14 protein-coding genes are annotated in these 15,593 nt (G+C 57.0%); 5 read left to right on the top strand and 9 right to left on the bottom strand.

Going from position 1 to position 15,593, the window contains the following annotated elements; all coding sequences use genetic code 11:
• Window positions 1-85: 85 nt before the first annotated feature.
• From ACSOSI_RS22790 to ACSOSI_RS22770, 5 genes are all read right to left on the bottom strand, one after another.
• Window positions 86-817 carry a glutamine amidotransferase gene (locus ACSOSI_RS22790; protein WP_012147014.1) on the bottom strand — a complete coding sequence of 244 codons (732 nt, stop codon included), beginning with the start codon at window positions 815-817 and terminating at the stop codon, window positions 86-88.
• A gap of 1 nt (window position 818) precedes the next feature.
• A complete protein-coding gene (locus ACSOSI_RS22785; protein ID WP_012147013.1) occupies window positions 819-1,799 on the bottom strand; it encodes a Gfo/Idh/MocA family protein in 981 nt (326 codons plus the stop codon).
• A gap of 50 nt (window positions 1,800-1,849) precedes the next feature.
• Entirely contained in the window at window positions 1,850-2,362 is a 513-nt protein-coding gene (locus ACSOSI_RS22780; protein WP_012147012.1) for a M48 metallopeptidase family protein, read from the bottom strand.
• Window positions 2,355-2,678: a HigA family addiction module antitoxin gene (locus tag ACSOSI_RS22775; RefSeq protein ID WP_012147011.1), complete on the bottom strand. Its 324-nt coding sequence runs from the start codon at window positions 2,676-2,678 to the stop codon at window positions 2,355-2,357. Before ACSOSI_RS22775 ends, ACSOSI_RS22780 begins: the two co-directional genes overlap by 8 nt.
• Window positions 2,679-2,771: 93 nt before the next feature.
• A complete protein-coding gene (locus ACSOSI_RS22770) occupies window positions 2,772-3,008 on the bottom strand; it encodes a type II toxin-antitoxin system RelE/ParE family toxin (protein ID WP_476706216.1) in 237 nt (78 codons plus the stop codon).
• Window positions 3,009-3,238: 230 nt separating this feature from the next.
• Here ACSOSI_RS22770 and rlmG point away from each other — a divergent pair, with 230 nt between their 5' ends.
• The gene (gene rlmG, locus ACSOSI_RS22765; RefSeq protein ID WP_115183677.1) at window positions 3,239-4,378 is read left to right on the top strand and encodes a 23S rRNA (guanine(1835)-N(2))-methyltransferase RlmG; all 1,140 of its coding nucleotides are present in this window, start codon (window positions 3,239-3,241) and stop codon (window positions 4,376-4,378) included.
• Here rlmG and ACSOSI_RS22760 read toward each other — a convergent pair.
• From ACSOSI_RS22760 to ACSOSI_RS22750, 3 genes are all read right to left on the bottom strand, one after another.
• Window positions 4,372-5,628 carry a type II toxin-antitoxin system HipA family toxin gene (locus ACSOSI_RS22760; RefSeq protein ID WP_476706215.1) on the bottom strand — a complete coding sequence of 419 codons (1,257 nt, stop codon included), beginning with the start codon at window positions 5,626-5,628 and terminating at the stop codon, window positions 4,372-4,374. The genes rlmG and ACSOSI_RS22760 overlap by 7 nt on opposite strands.
• Window positions 5,621-5,893, bottom strand: a complete 273-nt coding sequence (locus tag ACSOSI_RS22755) for a helix-turn-helix domain-containing protein (protein WP_012147007.1) — start codon at window positions 5,891-5,893, stop codon at window positions 5,621-5,623. Before ACSOSI_RS22755 ends, ACSOSI_RS22760 begins: the two co-directional genes overlap by 8 nt.
• 85 nt (window positions 5,894-5,978) lie before the next feature.
• On the bottom strand, window positions 5,979-8,000 hold the full coding sequence (locus ACSOSI_RS22750; protein ID WP_261099289.1) for an NADPH-dependent 2,4-dienoyl-CoA reductase: 2,022 nt from the start codon (window positions 7,998-8,000) through the stop codon (window positions 5,979-5,981).
• Between the two features lie 298 nt (window positions 8,001-8,298).
• Between ACSOSI_RS22750 and ACSOSI_RS22745 the strand changes: the two genes are divergently transcribed.
• A complete protein-coding gene (locus ACSOSI_RS22745) occupies window positions 8,299-9,918 on the top strand; it encodes an ABC-F family ATP-binding cassette domain-containing protein (protein ID WP_017894114.1) in 1,620 nt (539 codons plus the stop codon).
• A gap of 18 nt (window positions 9,919-9,936) precedes the next feature.
• Here the strand turns inward: ACSOSI_RS22745 and pdxR are convergent, their stop codons facing one another.
• Window positions 9,937-11,403 (bottom strand): MocR-like pyridoxine biosynthesis transcription factor PdxR, encoded by a 1,467-nt coding sequence (gene pdxR, locus ACSOSI_RS22740; protein WP_017894113.1) that lies wholly within the window; start codon window positions 11,401-11,403, stop codon window positions 9,937-9,939.
• Window positions 11,404-11,531: 128 nt separating this feature from the next.
• Between pdxR and ACSOSI_RS22735 the strand changes: the two genes are divergently transcribed.
• The 3 genes from ACSOSI_RS22735 to ACSOSI_RS22725 are packed head-to-tail and all read left to right on the top strand — an operon-like array spanning window position 11,532 to window position 15,568.
• Window positions 11,532-12,797 carry a 4-aminobutyrate--2-oxoglutarate transaminase gene (locus ACSOSI_RS22735; protein WP_476706214.1) on the top strand — a complete coding sequence of 422 codons (1,266 nt, stop codon included), beginning with the start codon at window positions 11,532-11,534 and terminating at the stop codon, window positions 12,795-12,797.
• A gap of 13 nt (window positions 12,798-12,810) precedes the next feature.
• Window positions 12,811-14,265 (top strand): NAD-dependent succinate-semialdehyde dehydrogenase, encoded by a 1,455-nt coding sequence (locus tag ACSOSI_RS22730; protein WP_476706213.1) that lies wholly within the window; start codon window positions 12,811-12,813, stop codon window positions 14,263-14,265.
• A 58-nt stretch (window positions 14,266-14,323) separates the two neighbouring features.
• Complete coding sequence (locus tag ACSOSI_RS22725) at window positions 14,324-15,568, top strand: aromatic amino acid transport family protein (protein WP_476706212.1); 1,245 nt, start codon at window positions 14,324-14,326, stop codon at window positions 15,566-15,568.
• Window positions 15,569-15,593 lie beyond the last annotated feature (25 nt).

The following is a 15,593-nucleotide window of genomic DNA, read 5'->3' as shown; positions in this document are numbered from 1 at the left end:
AATGACGATTAACCGGCAATGAAGTTACTCCCCTTTGCACGGCAGAAAGTAATGCAAAATGTGTCAGCGGTCAACGTTTATTGCGTTACCCGGCCAAGGCTTTTTGCGCGCCCAGGCTGACGACAAACCCTTGCAATAGCAGCCGGCTGAACGGCGTATCGCTAACCTGCTGTTGCTTAAGCTGATACTCCGCCTGTTGCTGCGGATACAGCTCACCGAGCCAACTCAGATACTGGTGCATCACCGCGCCGTTAAACTCTGGGTGGAACTGGGTGGTCAGCACGTTATCGCCATAACTGAGGATCTGATAAGCATCCTGTTGCGAACGTGCCAGCACTACGGCACCGGCAGGGGGCGTCAATACGCTCTGCGAGTGGATCAGATTCGCCTTGAAGCGCGGCGGCAGCATCGCCATTCGCCGGTCATGGGCGGCGGCGGGCAACAGCTCGATATCCAGCGTCCCCACCTCCATGCCCTGCGGGTGATAGCCAACTTCCCCGCCAAGCGCATAGGCCAGCAACTGATGACCGTAGCAGGCGCCAAAAATCGGCAGTTTGATCAGCATCGCCTGACGCAGCCATTCGGCGGCCTGTTCGCTCCACGGCAGTTGCTCGGTAACCATCGCCGGTGAACCGGTGATCACCACTCCAGAGTAGTGTTGCGGTGGCAGCGGCTGTTGGCCGGCGGGTAGGTGCACGATCTGCACGCGATCGGCGTCGATATTCCCCTGTTGCAGGAACATACCGTCGAAATTGGCCTTTTCCTGGCGGATAACTTCCGGCGCGTCGCCGGTCTGCATCAGTAATAACGGTTTCATGTCATTCTCCGTCGGCAGGAAACACTACGCCGGTCTGGCGGCGGATTTCGGTCAGCAGGCGGGCGATAATCAGCGAGTTTTCCAGCCCCGGATGTTCTACCTGCCGTTTCTCCACCAGTTCGGCGAAGACTTGCGCTTCGTACAGCATGGTATTGATATGCTGCGGCTGGGTCAGATCCTGGCGTTGACCACCGCGTGGCGTTAGCACTACGCCCTGACACTCCGAGATTTTCTCAATTACCAGCGTGCCTTCTTCGCCCTGGATCTCGCTCGGAATGTCCGAGTTGCTGACCTTGGAGTGGGAGATTGTCACATCGAAGTCGCCGTAGTTGAGGCAGGCGGTGCCGTGTGCATCAACGCCGGTATCCAGCAAGCTGGCGCTGGCGATCACCGATTTTGGCTCACCGAACAGCGCCACGGCACTGGCCAGGCAGTAATAACCAATGTCCATGATCGAACCGTTGGAAAACTGCGGGTTGAAGGTGTTTGGATTTTCACCGGCCAGATAGCGTGGGTAGCGCGAAGAGTATTGGCAGTAGTTGATAAAGGCTTTCCGCAACCGGCCGATTTTCGGCAGCGTCTGCTGCAAGGCCAGGAAATTCGGCAGGTGGGCGCTTTTAAAGGCTTCGAACAGCACCACCTGATTTTCACGGGCACAGGCCACCAGCTTTTCGGCTTCGCGCAGGTTGGATACCAGCGGCTTTTCGCAAATCACATGCTTTTTATGGCTGAGGAATAACAGCGATTGCTGGTAATGCAGGCTATTGGGGCTGGCGATGTAAACCGCGTCGATGGCGTCTGACTGGGCCAGCGCTTCCAGGGAATCGAAAAACAGACTGACGGGGTAGTTGGCACCAAATGCCTGCGCCTGTTCCAGCTTGCGCGAATAGACGGCGGTCAGCTTCAGTTTGCCGCTTTCATGTGCGGCGTCAATAAAGCGTTCCGTAATCCAGTTGGTACCAACAACGGCAAAGCGAATCATAGATATCTCCGGTTCCCAGACGTTAGAAATCAGAGTATCACAGGGAATCGTCAGGTATACAGATTGCCAAACACCGACAGGTGAGTCAGATACAGCCGGGTATCGAACTCCAGTTGATGGTAGTTGGGTTCCATATGGCAGCACAGACTGTAGAAGGCCTTGTTGTGGTCTTTTTCTTTCAGGTGCGCCAGTTCATGCACCACGATCATGCGCAGAAACGGCTCCGGTGCCAGCTTGAATACCGTCGCCACGCGGATTTCCGCCTTGGCCTTCAACTTGCCACCCTGCACGCGGGAAATGGCGGTATGCATGCCGAGCGCGTGTTTCATTACCTGGATTTTACCGTCGTAGGCCACTTTGCTCAGCGGCTGGGCGTTGCGCAGGTACTGGTTTTTCAGATCGACGGTAAACTGATAAAGCGACTTGTCGGTGGTGCAGTCGTGCACCTGCGGATAGCGCTGTAACAGCACCTCACCCAGACGCTGCTGGTCGATCAACTGCTGCACCTGGCTTTGCAGATGTTCAGAGTAACCCTGCAGGTAAGTCAGTTCGATTTCACGCATGAGTAATATCACGCCCCAGAATTTCCATAATCGGACGCAGTCGCTCGCGCTGCATATTTGCCTGTCGGGCTTCCCAGCGGTCGTGGGCCGCCTGCAGGTTTAGCCAAAAGTCTGCAGTGGTTTCAAAAAGATCGGCAAACAGGTTTGCCTCCACAACGCTGAGACGGCGATGCCCATTGCATAAACGGTTTACCGTGGCGCGAGTGACGCCCAAGACCTTGGCCAGATCCTCCTGGCCGATACCCAGCGGTGTTAAGTACTCTTCTTGCAGCACTTCCCCCACCGTAGTGGGTTTTCGGCTTGTGGTCTCTAACATATATTCTCCGTTGCCTAGGTATCTTGATGTGGGTCCAGGTAAATCAGCTCGGCGGCATCATTGCGCCAGCGGAACATTAAGCGCCATTGAATATTAACCCGCAAAGCGCCATTGAATATTAACCCGCATACTGGACCAACCTTGAAAGGTGCCGGACAGGCGTTTGTAGTAATTGCCGGTCGGATTATGTAAATCACACTCTTTTTCAGCGGCGGCCAGCATATCGAGTTTTCTGGCTAGTTGGCGTTCAATGGTCGAAGGAATCAAACGATCGTGTCGACCCTCCTGATAGAATTGCGCCAAATATTTGTCTCGGAAAGACGAAATCATTTCCTTCCCCATTCCATTGGGCCAATGAGTGTAACATTTAAAGTTACATCGCGTCGGATTAAAAATTGCTCAATACAGATTAAGCGGAAGGAATGCTATAGCTATCAGCAGCGAAAAGCGGGTTTGGCTTTCCGCTATGCGAGTGAATGCGCAATTTATCCGAAAAAACATTTTACTGGCGGACGTTTTTAGGGGATAAACAGCCCAAATTTTATCAGTCAGGAGGGGCAATGAGCCAACTCGATCTGGGAACACAGCAACTTGAGCTGGAGCGTTATCCCCAACAGGAAGAATCCACCCAACTACAGGCGTGGGAAGCGGCGGACGAATATCTGCTGCAACAGCTTGAAAATGTAAACATTGGCGATCGTCCGGTGCTGATTTTCAACGACAACTTCGGCACGCTGGCCTGTGCGCTGCACGGCCATCAGCCTTACAGCATCAGCGATTCCTACATGAGCCAGTTGGCCACGCGCCATAACCTGAAGCTCAATGAATTGGATCCGCAGCAGGTTACGCTGCTGGACACCCTGGCCGAATTGCCTGCGTCACCGGCGGTGGTGCTGATCCGCGTTCCTAAAGCGCTGGCACTGTTGGAACAGCAGCTGCGTGCGCTGCGTGATGTAGTGGCACCGGACACGGTGATCATCGCCGGGGCCAAAGCGCGCGACGTGCATACCTCTACCATGCAGCTGTTTGAAAAGGTGCTCGGCCCCACTCGCACCAGCCTGGCATGGAAGAAAGCGCGGTTGATCCACTGTGAAGTCGCAGACATCGTGCCACCGGCAGCGCCGGTAACCACCAACTGGGTGCTGGACGGCACCGATTGGGTGATCCACAACCATGCCAACGTGTTCTCACGCAGCAACCTGGATATCGGCGCACGCCTGTTCCTGGATCATCTGCCGCATGACATTGAAGGCCACATTATCGATCTCGGCTGTGGTAACGGCGTCATCGGCATGGCCGCATTGATGCAGAACCCGCAAGCGCAGGTGAGCTTTGTTGATGAGTCCTATATGGCGGTGGCCTCCAGCGAACTGAACGTGGAGCATAACCTGCCGCAGGATATGGATCGTTGCCAGTTTGAAGTGAACAACTCGCTGGCGGGGATTGAGCGTGAAAGCGTGCAGGCGGTGCTGTGTAACCCACCGTTCCACCAGCAGCATGCGATCACCGATCATACCGCCTGGCAGATGTTCTGCGACGCCAAGCGTTGCCTGCAGGTGGGCGGCGAGCTGCGCATCGTGGGTAACCGTCATCTGGATTACCACCAGAAGCTGAAGCGTTTGTTCGGTAACTGCACCCTGATCGCATCCAACAAGAAGTTCGTGATCCTCAAAGCGGTGAAATCCGGCGCACGTTACTGATTGGCGGAGCGTAGAGCCAGCCATTTCCCATCAATATCTCGTTGAATCTCTTTGGCTAATGCGGTTGGTAACCCGACCGTATTAGCCTGTTGTTGGAAATGGCTTACCACGCTGTAAATTTCTTCGGCCACATTCATTACGGCCTTGGCGTTGGCCAAACCGGCTTGCCCGGCCATCATCGTCATTGCTGATGCGGTGATTTTCGAACCGTTACCGTTAAAAGCCGTCATATGCTGACCATAAGGCAAAGGGCTATAAACGATGTCATAACAGGGGGATAGCCGCCAGTTGTCTTGATCATCCGCCAGAAAAGCAAAGTTTTTGGCGTGGTCGTCCTGATTTACCGTCAGATAATTGAACAGGGCTCGGCGTAGTAATTTTCTGGCTTCTTCCACACCGCAGAGTATTCGGGTCGCTTTAATCAGATCGACATAATCCAATGAAGGCTCACGAAAAGGGGCATCCAATAACCCGCTGGCAGAAATCATGTGCCGACGGCCATGGTCACCCACGCAGTCAAAGCGTTCTTGCTCAAGCCAATGACGGTCTTTGCCAATATCGATCAAAGTAAAGTCTGCGACTTCAATACCGGCTTGCCGCGCCATCATCATATAAACGTATTCGATCTGGCTTTCACGATGCCCAAGGGCAAATTTCTCGGAGGTTAGCTTTACCAAAAGCTTCTTGCCGACAGCATCCTGTTGGCTAGAAAAAGTACCATCAGCTAAGCGAGTGACGCTTAATTTTGGCCGCGCGCCCCCCGATCCCCCGGCATCCATCAAATGAGCAATCAGGTGTGACTCCGTCCCTTCAAACTCCTTAACGGCCTCATTCCCCAGTGTTATCAAGGTTAAATCTTGATTGTTCTCCTGATGGGATAATGGCAAGTCAGGCTCATAAAACAAAGCACCAAACCCACGTTCACCGGTGAAGGCCAACCTTTCCAATACGCTAATTGTTCTGGGATTGTAGCCATTTTGTCGAAATACACGATCCATCAAATAAAGCCCCCAACCGTCCGGCAGGCTATCGGCAAAAACACCCTGTAACCCGTAATGCGGCTGTTTTGGTGCCTGATGCAAAAAGTTATCCCAGGGCAAATTGAAGGGGGAAAGTGAACTCTGATGCGAGGCTAAATAGCTTTCGTCGTAACGGAAATAAACACCGGTGGCATTTTCTGCTAGTTGCCCCACATTTTGTACATTGCCATCGCTCAGGCGACGTTTCACCAGCAGAGGAATATCAAGCATTTTTCAATACCTCCTCAATAGTTTGCGGTCTATTGCGGGTTCTGGTCAGTTGATGAAGTTCATTCAGATCACCAAGAGCGTCATAGAGCATCAGGAACTGACGCAATGAGATATTGCCGTCGGCTTCAAACTTGCGGATGGTACTATTAGGGACGCCAGAAATTTTAGCCAAGGCGGCGACTGATAATTTACGGCGTTTACGCAATTGCTTCAGGTAATCCTGCAGGGCGAGTTGCGTATCGTAGGGAGTATGTAGGGAAATCATGGTGCACCTATGACGACCTTAATTGCTACTATTATAGCAATTAAGGTCATATATAGGTGTTTTTTGCCACTATAGTGGCAATTTTTTACAGCGCCATCGCCAGCCGCGTGCCCTGATCGATAGCGCGGCGGGCATCCAGCTCGGCTGCCACGTCCGCTCCGCCAATCAAGTGCACCGTTTTGCCCATCTCCAGCAGCGGCTGTTGCAGCTCGCGGCGCGGTTCCTGCCCGGCGCAGATAATCACCGTGTCTACCGGCAGGCAACTTTCCTGTTCGGCTCGTGAAATATGCAGGCCTTCGTCATCAATGCGTTGATAATTCACGCTGTTGAGCATTTTTACGCCGCGCATCGCCAGACTGGTGCGGTGGATCCAACCGGTGGTTTTCCCCAGGCCTTCACCCACTTTGCTGGTCTTGCGTTGCAGCAGATAAATCTGCCTAGCCGCGTGCGTCGCCACAGGCCCTTCGGCTGCCAGACCACCGCGATGGTTAAGCTGGTTGTCGATGCCCCATTCACGGTTAAACTCCGCCTGATCCAGGCTGCTCGACACGCCGTGCTGGCTGAGGTACTCGGCGGTGTCAAAGCCGATACCGCCGGCCCCGATAATCGCCACCCGCTGGCCGACCGGTTTTTTGTCGCGCAGCACGTCCAGATAGGTCAAGACTCTGGCGTTATCGATGCCTGGGATCTCCGGGGTACGCGGCACGATGCCGCAGGCGAGGATCACTTCGTCAAATTCTGCCAGATCGGCCGCCGTCACCCAGGTACCCAGTTTCAGCGTCACCTCCAGCAGCGCCAGTTGGCGGCGGAAGTAGCGCAGGGTTTCATGGAATTCCTCTTTTCCGGGGATCTGTTTGGCAATATTGAATTGGCCGCCAATCTGATCGGCAGCGTCGAACAGCGTCACCCGGTGGCCGCGGCTGGCGGCGGTGGTGGCAAAGGCCAGCCCGGCTGGCCCGGCGCCGATCACCGCCAGTTTCTTCGGTTTTTCTGCCGGAACCAGTGGCATTTCGGTTTCGCGGCAGGCGCGTGGGTTAACCAGGCAAGAGGTGAGTTTGCCTTCAAAAATCTGGTCGAGGCAGGCCTGGTTACAGCCAATACAGGTATTGATTTCGTCGGCGCGACCTTCGGCGGCCTTTTGCACAAAGGCGGCGTCGGCCAGGAACGGACGGGCCATCGACACCATATCGGCGCAGCCGTCTGCCAGCACCTGCTCGGCAACAGCCGGATCGTTAATGCGGTTGGTGGTGATCAGCGGAATGCGCACTTTGCCCATCAGCTTACGGGTTACCCAACTGAAACCGGCACGTGGCACCATGGTAGCGATGGTCGGGATACGCGCCTCATGCCAACCGATACCGGTGTTGATGATGGTCGCCCCCGCCTGCTCAACTGCCAGCGCCAACTGTTCGATCTCCTGCCAGCTGGAACCGTCTTCCACCAGATCCAGCATCGAAAGGCGGTAAATCAGAATGAAATCGCTGCCGACCGCCTGTCGCACCGCCCGGACGATCTCCACGGCAAAACGCATGCGGTTGCTGAAGCTGCCGCCCCATTGGTCGTCGCGCTGGTTGGTGCGCGACACCAGAAATTGGTTGATCAGATAACCTTCGGAACCCATCACCTCGACGCCATCGTAACCGGCCTGCTGCGCCAGTGCCGCACACTGGGCGAAGTCGGCGATGGTCTGCACGATCTCCGCCTCGCTCAGCGCAGTGGGAGCGAAGGGATTGATCGGTGCCTGCAGCGCGGAGGGGGCGACCGGCTGCGGCTGATAACTGTAGCGACCGGCATGCAGGATCTGCAGCGCAATTTTACCGCCGGCCTGATGAACGGCCTCGGTGACGATGCGGTGGTGGCTGACCTGCTGTGGTTGACTGAGGGTGGAGCCGCCGCGATACACCACGCCCTTTTCATTGGGGGCGATCCCGCCGGTGACGATTAGCGCCACGCCGGCCGCCGCGCGTTCGGCATAGAAAGCGGCCATGCGCTCGGGGCCATTGGGCAGTTCTTCCAGGCCGGTGTGCATCGATCCCATCAGCACCCGATTTTTCAGGGTAGTGAAGCCGAGATCCAGCGGCGCCAGCAGGTGTGGGTAATTGCTCATTGCAGTCTCCATCGCGTCTTTCATCGTTATTATTATGTACGACCAAGTGGTCGGATGAGATAAATCTAGCCGTCTTCACTGCGGTTGGGAATCTGCATTGCGCTGAATGTGATAGATGTCATGAATCTTTATTGCTGTTTGCATCGTGAACAGCAAATCGGTTAGCATTTGCGCGTTGAAATTCCTTCTCTCTGCGGAGCCATTACCGAAAATGAACACACACGCCTGCTGATATCTTGTCCCACGTTGCGCACATCGGTGCCTTGTGGGGATGTTTTGATCTCATTCAGGAGTGCTTATGGCTCATTTTGCGCAGTCACCCCATCTTGTTTTACATCAACTGAGCTGCCAGTTTGCTGACGGCGAAACGCTGTTCGGCCCATTGGATCTGACTTTCGATCAACAACGCTGTGGCCTGGTTGGGCGCAACGGCGTCGGCAAAACGCGTCTGCTACGGCTGATTGCCGGGCTGGACTTGCCGGGTAACGGCCATGTTGAATCCCATGCTTCACTGGCCTACGTGGCGCAGCAGCCGGATCTCGCACCGCGGACTACGCTGGCGCAGCTGCTCGGCTACGGCGAGACCTTTGCCGCGTTGGCCCGTCTTGAGCAGGGACGACCGCAGGCGGACGATATCGATCGTCTGGAAGGGCAATGGGATCTCAGCGATCGTCTGCAGGCCGCTTTTACCTCCGCCGGATTGCCGCCGTTCGATCCGCAACGGCCAGCGAGCGATCTGAGCGGCGGTGAACGGATGCGTGCCGCCTTGTGCGGGGCGATGCTCGGTGAGGCGGACTTCCTGCTACTGGACGAACCGACCAACCACCTTGATACCCGCGCCCGCGACTGGCTGTATCAGCAGTTGGAAAACTGGCGTGGCGGCTTGCTGGTAGCCAGCCACGATCGACAACTGCTGGCGCGTATGCAGCGCATTGTCGAATTGACGCCCGGCGCACTGCACAGCTACGGCGGTAATTATGATGATTATCGTCACCAGCGTGATCTGGAGCAGCAGGCTGCGCGTGCCGGACTGGAACATGCGCGTCAGGAACGTCGACGCACCCGCGCCCGGCAGCAGAAAGAACACGACATCAGCCAACGGCGCTCTGCGCAGACGCTGAAAACCGTCGATACGCTGAATATTGCCTCCTTTGAACGCGTGGCCTACAAGGCGGCGGCCAAAGAGAGTTTGGGTACGCTGCGCAAGCAGCATCAGGAGCAGAAAGGCTCCCTCGATGCCGCAGTGCGTGAAGCCTGGCAGCGGGTGGAGGAAGACAGCCCGGTGATGTTGACTCTGCCAGGCAGTGCAGTGGCGGCGGGCAAACAGGTATTGGTGCTGGAACAACTGCAACTGCCCTTTATCACTATGCCGCCGCTGGATTTACGCATCGATGGCCCGATGCGTGTGGCGTTAACCGGCCCGAACGGCTGCGGTAAAACGACCTTGCTGAAGGTGATCCTCGGGCAGTTGGCCGCCAAAGCCGGTCGTTGCCATTGCTTGCTACCGACGGCTTATCTCGATCAAAATCTTTCGCAGCTCAATCTGTCGCTCTCGGTGGTTGAGCATCTTGGCCTGCAGGATTCGCCGCTAAATGAAGGCAGGATGCGCAGCCAGTTGGCGCAGTTGCAGTTAAATGCCGAACGCGTGCTGTTACCGTTGGCGGCGCTGAGTGGAGGGGAACGGCTGAAAGCGGCGCTGGCCTGCATGCTGTGGCGGCAGGAACCGGCGCAGTTGCTGCTGCTGGATGAGCCGACCAACCACCTGGATCTGGCATCGTCACTGGCGATCGAGGCCGCATTGGCCAGTTTTCCCGGCGCGATGCTGGTGGTCTCCCATGATGAAGCGTTTTTGCAGGCGTTGAAATTGACCCACCGTTTGCAATGGCGGCAGGAAGGGTGGCAATTGCAGAGCCTTTGATGGAAAACAAAACAGCGCTCAGGGACGGATGCATTCCAGCAGCAGGGTAAAGGCGGCGGCCATTTGTTCTTCTGGCACGCAGGCAAACCCCATCAGCAGGCCACGGCGATGGTTGGGCAGCATGTAGTAACGCGACAGCGGCCGCACCAGCACGCCGCGTTCGTTGGCGGCGGCGGCGATAGCCACGTCGTCCGCCTCGTCCGGCAGGTTTAGGATCAGGTGCAGGCCGGCGTTGTTGTTGAACTCGCTCAACGCCTGCTTGCCCAGATGCTGCTCGATCAATGCGGTCAGAAACGCCCGGCGGCGGGCATACAGCAGCCGCATGCGACGGATATGTGCGGTGTAATGGCCTTCCTGAATAAACTGCGCCAATGCGGTCTGGATCAGCAGATGACCGCCGCGGTACAGCTCGGCATGGGCGGTTTTCAACGCCGCGACCAGCGGCTTTGGCAACACCACGTAGCCCAGCCGTAGCGCCGGGTACAGCGTTTTACTGAAGGTGCCGATATAGATCACCGGTGCGTCGGCTTCCAGCCCCTGCAATGCCGGGATCGGCTGGCCGGAAAAGCGGAATTCACTGTCGTAGTCATCCTCAACGATCCAACTGCCGCCGTTGCGTGCCAGTGCCAGCAAGCGTTGTCGCCGCGCCAGGCTCATCACCGATCCCAGTGGATATTGGTGCGACGGGGTGACAAATATCAACCGTGGTGCGCCGCTGGGCTGCTCCGGCGGCACCATGCCGGCCTCATCAACTTCCAGCGGGCAGATATTCACGTCGTTCATTCGCAGGATATTGCGGATCCCCCAATAGCCCGGTTCTTCAATCCAGGCATCGTCGCCCGGATTACACAGCAGCCGCGTCACCAGATCTATCGCCTGATGGATGCCCTCGGTAATCAGAATCTGCTCCGGCGAACAGCGTACCGAACGCGCTACGCGCAGATAATCCACCAGCGCATGTTGCAGTTCCGGGCTGCCGCCCTGGTTGCTGTAGGTCAGTTTCTGCGGGGCTGGGCGACGGCTAATGCGTGCCTGGATCTTGCTGAATAACTGATGAGGGAAGGCATTTACATCGGGCACGCCGGGGATAAACGCGCCCCATTGTTTGGGGCTGGCGCTGGCGTGATGCAACAGAGCGGCGCCGCGCTCTGACAGTTCAATACCTCGTTGCACCCCATCACTGCCAGCAGGAGCACTGGCAGTGGATAAACAACTGTCCGGCACGGTTTCGGCGACGAATGTGCCACTTCCGGCGCGCGCCAGAACATATCCTTCCGCCAGTAATTGTTCATAAACGGTTAAAACCGTGTTACGTGAAAGGCTAAGCTCCTGCGCTAAATCGCGTGAGGCGGGCAGGCGGCTGGAGGGCGGCAGGCTACCGTCCAGAATGCTGGTACGGATCGCATTATAGAGCCGTTTATGCAGCTTATCATCGGGCTGTTCGCCGAGACGCTGCAATAACAGGTCACCACTCAGTGAGCGCAATTGGATCCCTCAATTAATCGTAACTGGCTCTCGATTATAGGGCCACATCCTGTGTAAATAAACGCCATTGTTTCACGAATGTGAACGAAACGTACAACTGGCATCGCTCATCGACCGGAGAGAACAACATGAAAAACGCAGAATTGAATCAACGTCGTCAAGATGCCACCCCACGTGGGGTAGGCGTGATGTGTGGTTTTTACGCAGAGCGTGCAGAGAACGCCACGCTGTGGGATGTCGAAGGCAATGAAGTCATCGATTTCGCCTCTGGTATTGCCGTATTAAATACCGGTCACCGTCACCCGAAGGTGATCGCCGCGATTGAAAAGCAACTGAAGGCCTTCACCCACACCGCTTACCAAATTGTTCCTTACGAAAGCTACGTCACACTGGCGGAGCGGATCAATCAGCGCGCGCCAATTGAAGGCCCATGTAAAACCGCATTCTTCACCACCGGTGCCGAAGCGGTAGAAAACGCGGTCAAAATTGCCCGTGCTCATACCGGTCGTCCAGGTCTTATCACCTTTGGCGGCGGTTTCCACGGCCGTACCTATATGACCATGGCGCTGACCGGCAAAGTGGCTCCTTACAAACTGGGCTTCGGGCCATTCCCCGGTTCGGTGTTCCACGCTCCATACCCGAATGCGCTGTACGGCGTGACCACCGAAGACGCGATGAACAGCCTGGAACGTATCTTTAAAGCGGATATCGATCCCGCGCAGGTTGCGGCCATCGTGCTGGAGCCGGTGCAGGGTGAGGGCGGGTTTAACATCGCGCCGGCAGAGTTTATGCAAGCGCTACGCACGCTGTGCGATGAACACGGCATTCTGCTGATTGCCGACGAAGTGCAGACCGGTTTTGCGCGTACCGGCAAATTGTTCGCCATGGAGCATTACAGCGTGAAACCCGATCTAATCACCATGGCGAAAAGCCTGGCGGGGGGGATGCCGCTGTCGGCGGTAGCAGGGCGTGCCGAAGTGATGGACGCTCCGGCACCGGGTGGGCTGGGTGGCACCTATGCCGGTAACCCACTGGCGGTGGCGGCAGCGTTGGCGGTATTGGAAGTGATTGAAGAAGAGCAACTGTGCCAGCGTTCGCAGCGCCTGGGGCAGCATCTGGTGGAGGTGCTGCAGCAGGCGCGCCAGACCAGCAAGGCGATTGTGGATATCCGCGCGCAGGGCTCGATGGTGGCTGTGGAGTTCAACGATCCGGCGACCGGCAAGCCTTCGGCGGAAATAACCCGCCAGGTGCTGCAGAAAGCGCTGGCAGAAGGCCTGCTGTTGCTGAGCTGTGGCGTCAACGGCAACGTGATCCGTTTCCTGTATCCGCTGACCATTCCTGAAGACCAGTTCACCAAGGCGCTGGGCATTCTTTCCCGCGCGCTGGCCCAATAAGGAGTGATCGGCAATGAAATTGAATAATCCCGAGCTGCTGCGTAGCCAGTGCCTGATTAACGGTGAGTGGTGCGATGCGCTGAGCGGCAAGCGTGAGGCGGTGATCAACCCGGCGACCGGCGTCGAACTGGCCAGTATTCCGCTGGTCAGCGGCGAAGAAACCCAGCAGGCGATTAACGCGGCGCAGGTGGCGCAGCAAGGCTGGAAGCAACTGACCGCCAAACAACGTTCCGCACTGCTGCTGGTCTGGGCCGACAAAGTGTTGGCGGCGCAGGAAGATTTGGCGCAGCTGATGACCGCTGAACAGGGCAAGTCATTGGCGGAAGCGCGTGGTGAAGTGGCCTATGCCGCTTCGTTTATCACTTGGTTTGCCGAAGAGGCCAAACGGGTCGACGGTGCGGTATTGCAGGCGCCACTGGCCTCACAGCGCCTGGTGGTGGTCAAGCAACCTATTGGTGTTTGTGCGGCGATCACCCCGTGGAACTTCCCGGCGGCGATGATCACCCGCAAGGTCGCGCCGGCGCTGGCGGCAGGCTGCGCGATTATCGTTAAACCGGCCGAACAAACGCCGCTGACCGCGCTGGCGTTAGGCAAGCTGGCGCAGGATGCCGGCATTCCGGCGGGCGTATTGCAGATTGTCACCGGCGATGCCGCTCAGGTGGGCAAGGTGCTGTGCGACAGCCCGGTGGTGCGCAAACTGAGTTTTACCGGTTCGACCGAGGTCGGCCGGATCCTGATGGCGCAGTGCGCGCCAACCATCAAAAAACTGTCGCTGGAATTGGGCGGCAATGCGCCGGTGATCGTCTTCGACGACGCCAACCTGGACGCGGCAGTCGCCGGCATTATGGCCTCTAAATTCCGCAACAGCGGCCAGACCTGCGTCTGCGCCAACCGCATCTATGTGCAGGACGGCATTTATGACCGTCTGGTGGACAAACTGGTGGCGGCGGTTGAACAACTGAAAGTCGGTGACGGCAGCCAGGAGGGCACTACTCAGGGCCCGTTGATCGACCAGGATGCGGTGGAAAAAGTACAAAGCCACATCGACGATGCGTTGATCAAGGGGGCGCAGATCGCTATCGGCGGTCAGCCACACGCGCTGGGACGTGCCTTCTTCCAGCCCACGGTAGTGACCGGCGTGACGCAGAAAATGCGTTTCGCCAAAGAAGAAACCTTTGGCCCGGTGGCGCCGCTGTTCCGATTCCATGATGAGGCGGAAGCCATCGCCATGGCCAACGACACCGAATTCGGCCTGGCCGCTTACCTGTTCACGCAGAACGCCTCACGCCAGTGGCGGGTGCCGGAAGCGTTGGAATACGGCATGGTCGGCATCAATACCGGGCTGATTTCCAACGAGGTGGCGCCGTTTGGTGGTGTGAAACAATCAGGGCTCGGGCGTGAAGGATCGCGTTACGGGATTGAAGAATATCTGGAGTTGAAATACCTGTGTATCGATGTGAGCTGTTAACCAATGGGAAATTAACCTCTCCCGGTGGCTCGCACCGCCGGGAGACAAAGGATGCTGTATGTCTTCTGATAATACCTCTATTTCTCCGGCGCTTAGCGCCGGGGTGCGAAAGCCTGCACCCACCAAATCACTGAGTTTCCTCGAAGGGGTGGCGATGATTGTCGGCACCAACATTGGCGCCGGCGTGCTGTCTATCGCTTACGCTTCCAGCAAGGCCGGTTTTTTACCGCTGTTGTTCTGGCTGGTGCTGGTGGGCAGCCTGACCACTATCACCATGCTTTACGTCGCCGAATCCACTCTGCGCACCCGCGCTCACCTGCAATTAAGCGGGCTGGCGAAACGTTATGTCGGCGGTATCGGTGCCTGGCTGATGTTTGCTTCGGTCTGCGTTAACAGCGTCGGGGCGCTGACCGCCTATATGACCGGCAGCGGTAAACTGCTGCAATCCCTGTTTGGTATCTCACCGGCGATCGGCAGCCTGCTGTTTTTCGTGCCGGCGGCGGGGGTGTTGTACCTGGGGCTGAAGGCGATTGGCCGTGGCGAAAAGTTTATCAGCATTGGCATGGTGGTGATGCTGACCGCGCTGGTGGCCGCCACGCTGCTCAAAGACACCACTCAGATGCGCAACCTGCTGGACGGCGACTGGCGCTTTATGGTGCCGGTCTTCAACGTGGTGGTGTTCTGCTTCTCGGCGCAGTATATCGTGCCGGAAATGGCGCGCGGTTTTTCGGACAAACCAGAACAACTGCCCAAGGCGATTATGGTCGGTATGGCGGTGACCTTTGTGTTGCTGGCGGCGGTGCCGATGTCGGTAATTGCTCTCAGTGGATTGGATGGCATCACTGATGTGGCGACCATTTCATGGGGACAGGCGTTGGGGCAATGGGCGTTCTTCTCCGCCAACATCTTTGCTCTATGCGCGATGTTGACCTCTTACTGGGGGCTGGGCGGCAGCTTCCTGACCAATATTTTCGACCAGTTCAGACTGGGTAATGACGAACAGCCGCTGCGCCGTTTCGGCGTGCTGATGCTGGTGGTATTGCCGCCGTTCGCGCTGGCTTACAGCGGGCTGGTGTCATTCGTTAACGCACTGTATTTCGCCGGGGTATTCAGCGGGGTGATCCTGTCGATTATGCCGATGCTAATCCTGCGCGGAGCACGCAAGCACGGTGACCAGACGCCACGTTGGCAGTGCAGCTGGATCACCCACCCGTTGTTGCAGGTAAGCATCGTATTGCTGTACCTGGCCAGTGCGGTGTATGCCATTGCGTCGCTGTTCGGCTATCTGCCCTCTGGATGGTGACTTGCCTTCCCTCAAGAAGTTATGT

The sequence above is a fragment of the Serratia sp. AR11 genome, from assembly GCF_056376275.1.
Note: the sequence above shows the minus strand (reverse complement) of the source record. Positions and strands in the feature narration are given on the sequence as shown.

What these genes read in the sequence shown, in the direction of transcription:
- ACSOSI_RS22790 (WP_012147014.1), bottom strand. Translation starts at nt 817, where the DNA reads ATGAAACCGTTATTACTGATGCAGACCGGCGACGCGCCGGAAGTTATC.
- ACSOSI_RS22785 (WP_012147013.1), bottom strand. Translation starts at nt 1,799, where the DNA reads ATGATTCGCTTTGCCGTTGTTGGTACCAACTGGATTACGGAACGCTTT.
- ACSOSI_RS22780 (WP_012147012.1), bottom strand. Translation starts at nt 2,362, where the DNA reads ATGCGTGAAATCGAACTGACTTACCTGCAGGGTTACTCTGAACATCTG.
- ACSOSI_RS22775 (WP_012147011.1), bottom strand. Translation starts at nt 2,678, where the DNA reads ATGTTAGAGACCACAAGCCGAAAACCCACTACGGTGGGGGAAGTGCTG.
- ACSOSI_RS22770 (WP_476706216.1), bottom strand. Translation starts at nt 3,008, where the DNA reads ATGATTTCGTCTTTCCGAGACAAATATTTGGCGCAATTCTATCAGGAG.
- rlmG (WP_115183677.1), top strand. Translation starts at nt 3,239, where the DNA reads ATGAGCCAACTCGATCTGGGAACACAGCAACTTGAGCTGGAGCGTTAT.
- ACSOSI_RS22760 (WP_476706215.1), bottom strand. Translation starts at nt 5,628, where the DNA reads ATGCTTGATATTCCTCTGCTGGTGAAACGTCGCCTGAGCGATGGCAAT.
- ACSOSI_RS22755 (WP_012147007.1), bottom strand. Translation starts at nt 5,893, where the DNA reads ATGATTTCCCTACATACTCCCTACGATACGCAACTCGCCCTGCAGGAT.
- ACSOSI_RS22750 (WP_261099289.1), bottom strand. Translation starts at nt 8,000, where the DNA reads ATGAGCAATTACCCACACCTGCTGGCGCCGCTGGATCTCGGCTTCACT.
- ACSOSI_RS22745 (WP_017894114.1), top strand. Translation starts at nt 8,299, where the DNA reads ATGGCTCATTTTGCGCAGTCACCCCATCTTGTTTTACATCAACTGAGC.
- ACSOSI_RS22735 (WP_476706214.1), top strand. Translation starts at nt 11,532, where the DNA reads ATGAAAAACGCAGAATTGAATCAACGTCGTCAAGATGCCACCCCACGT.
- ACSOSI_RS22730 (WP_476706213.1), top strand. Translation starts at nt 12,811, where the DNA reads ATGAAATTGAATAATCCCGAGCTGCTGCGTAGCCAGTGCCTGATTAAC.
- ACSOSI_RS22725 (WP_476706212.1), top strand. Translation starts at nt 14,324, where the DNA reads ATGTCTTCTGATAATACCTCTATTTCTCCGGCGCTTAGCGCCGGGGTG.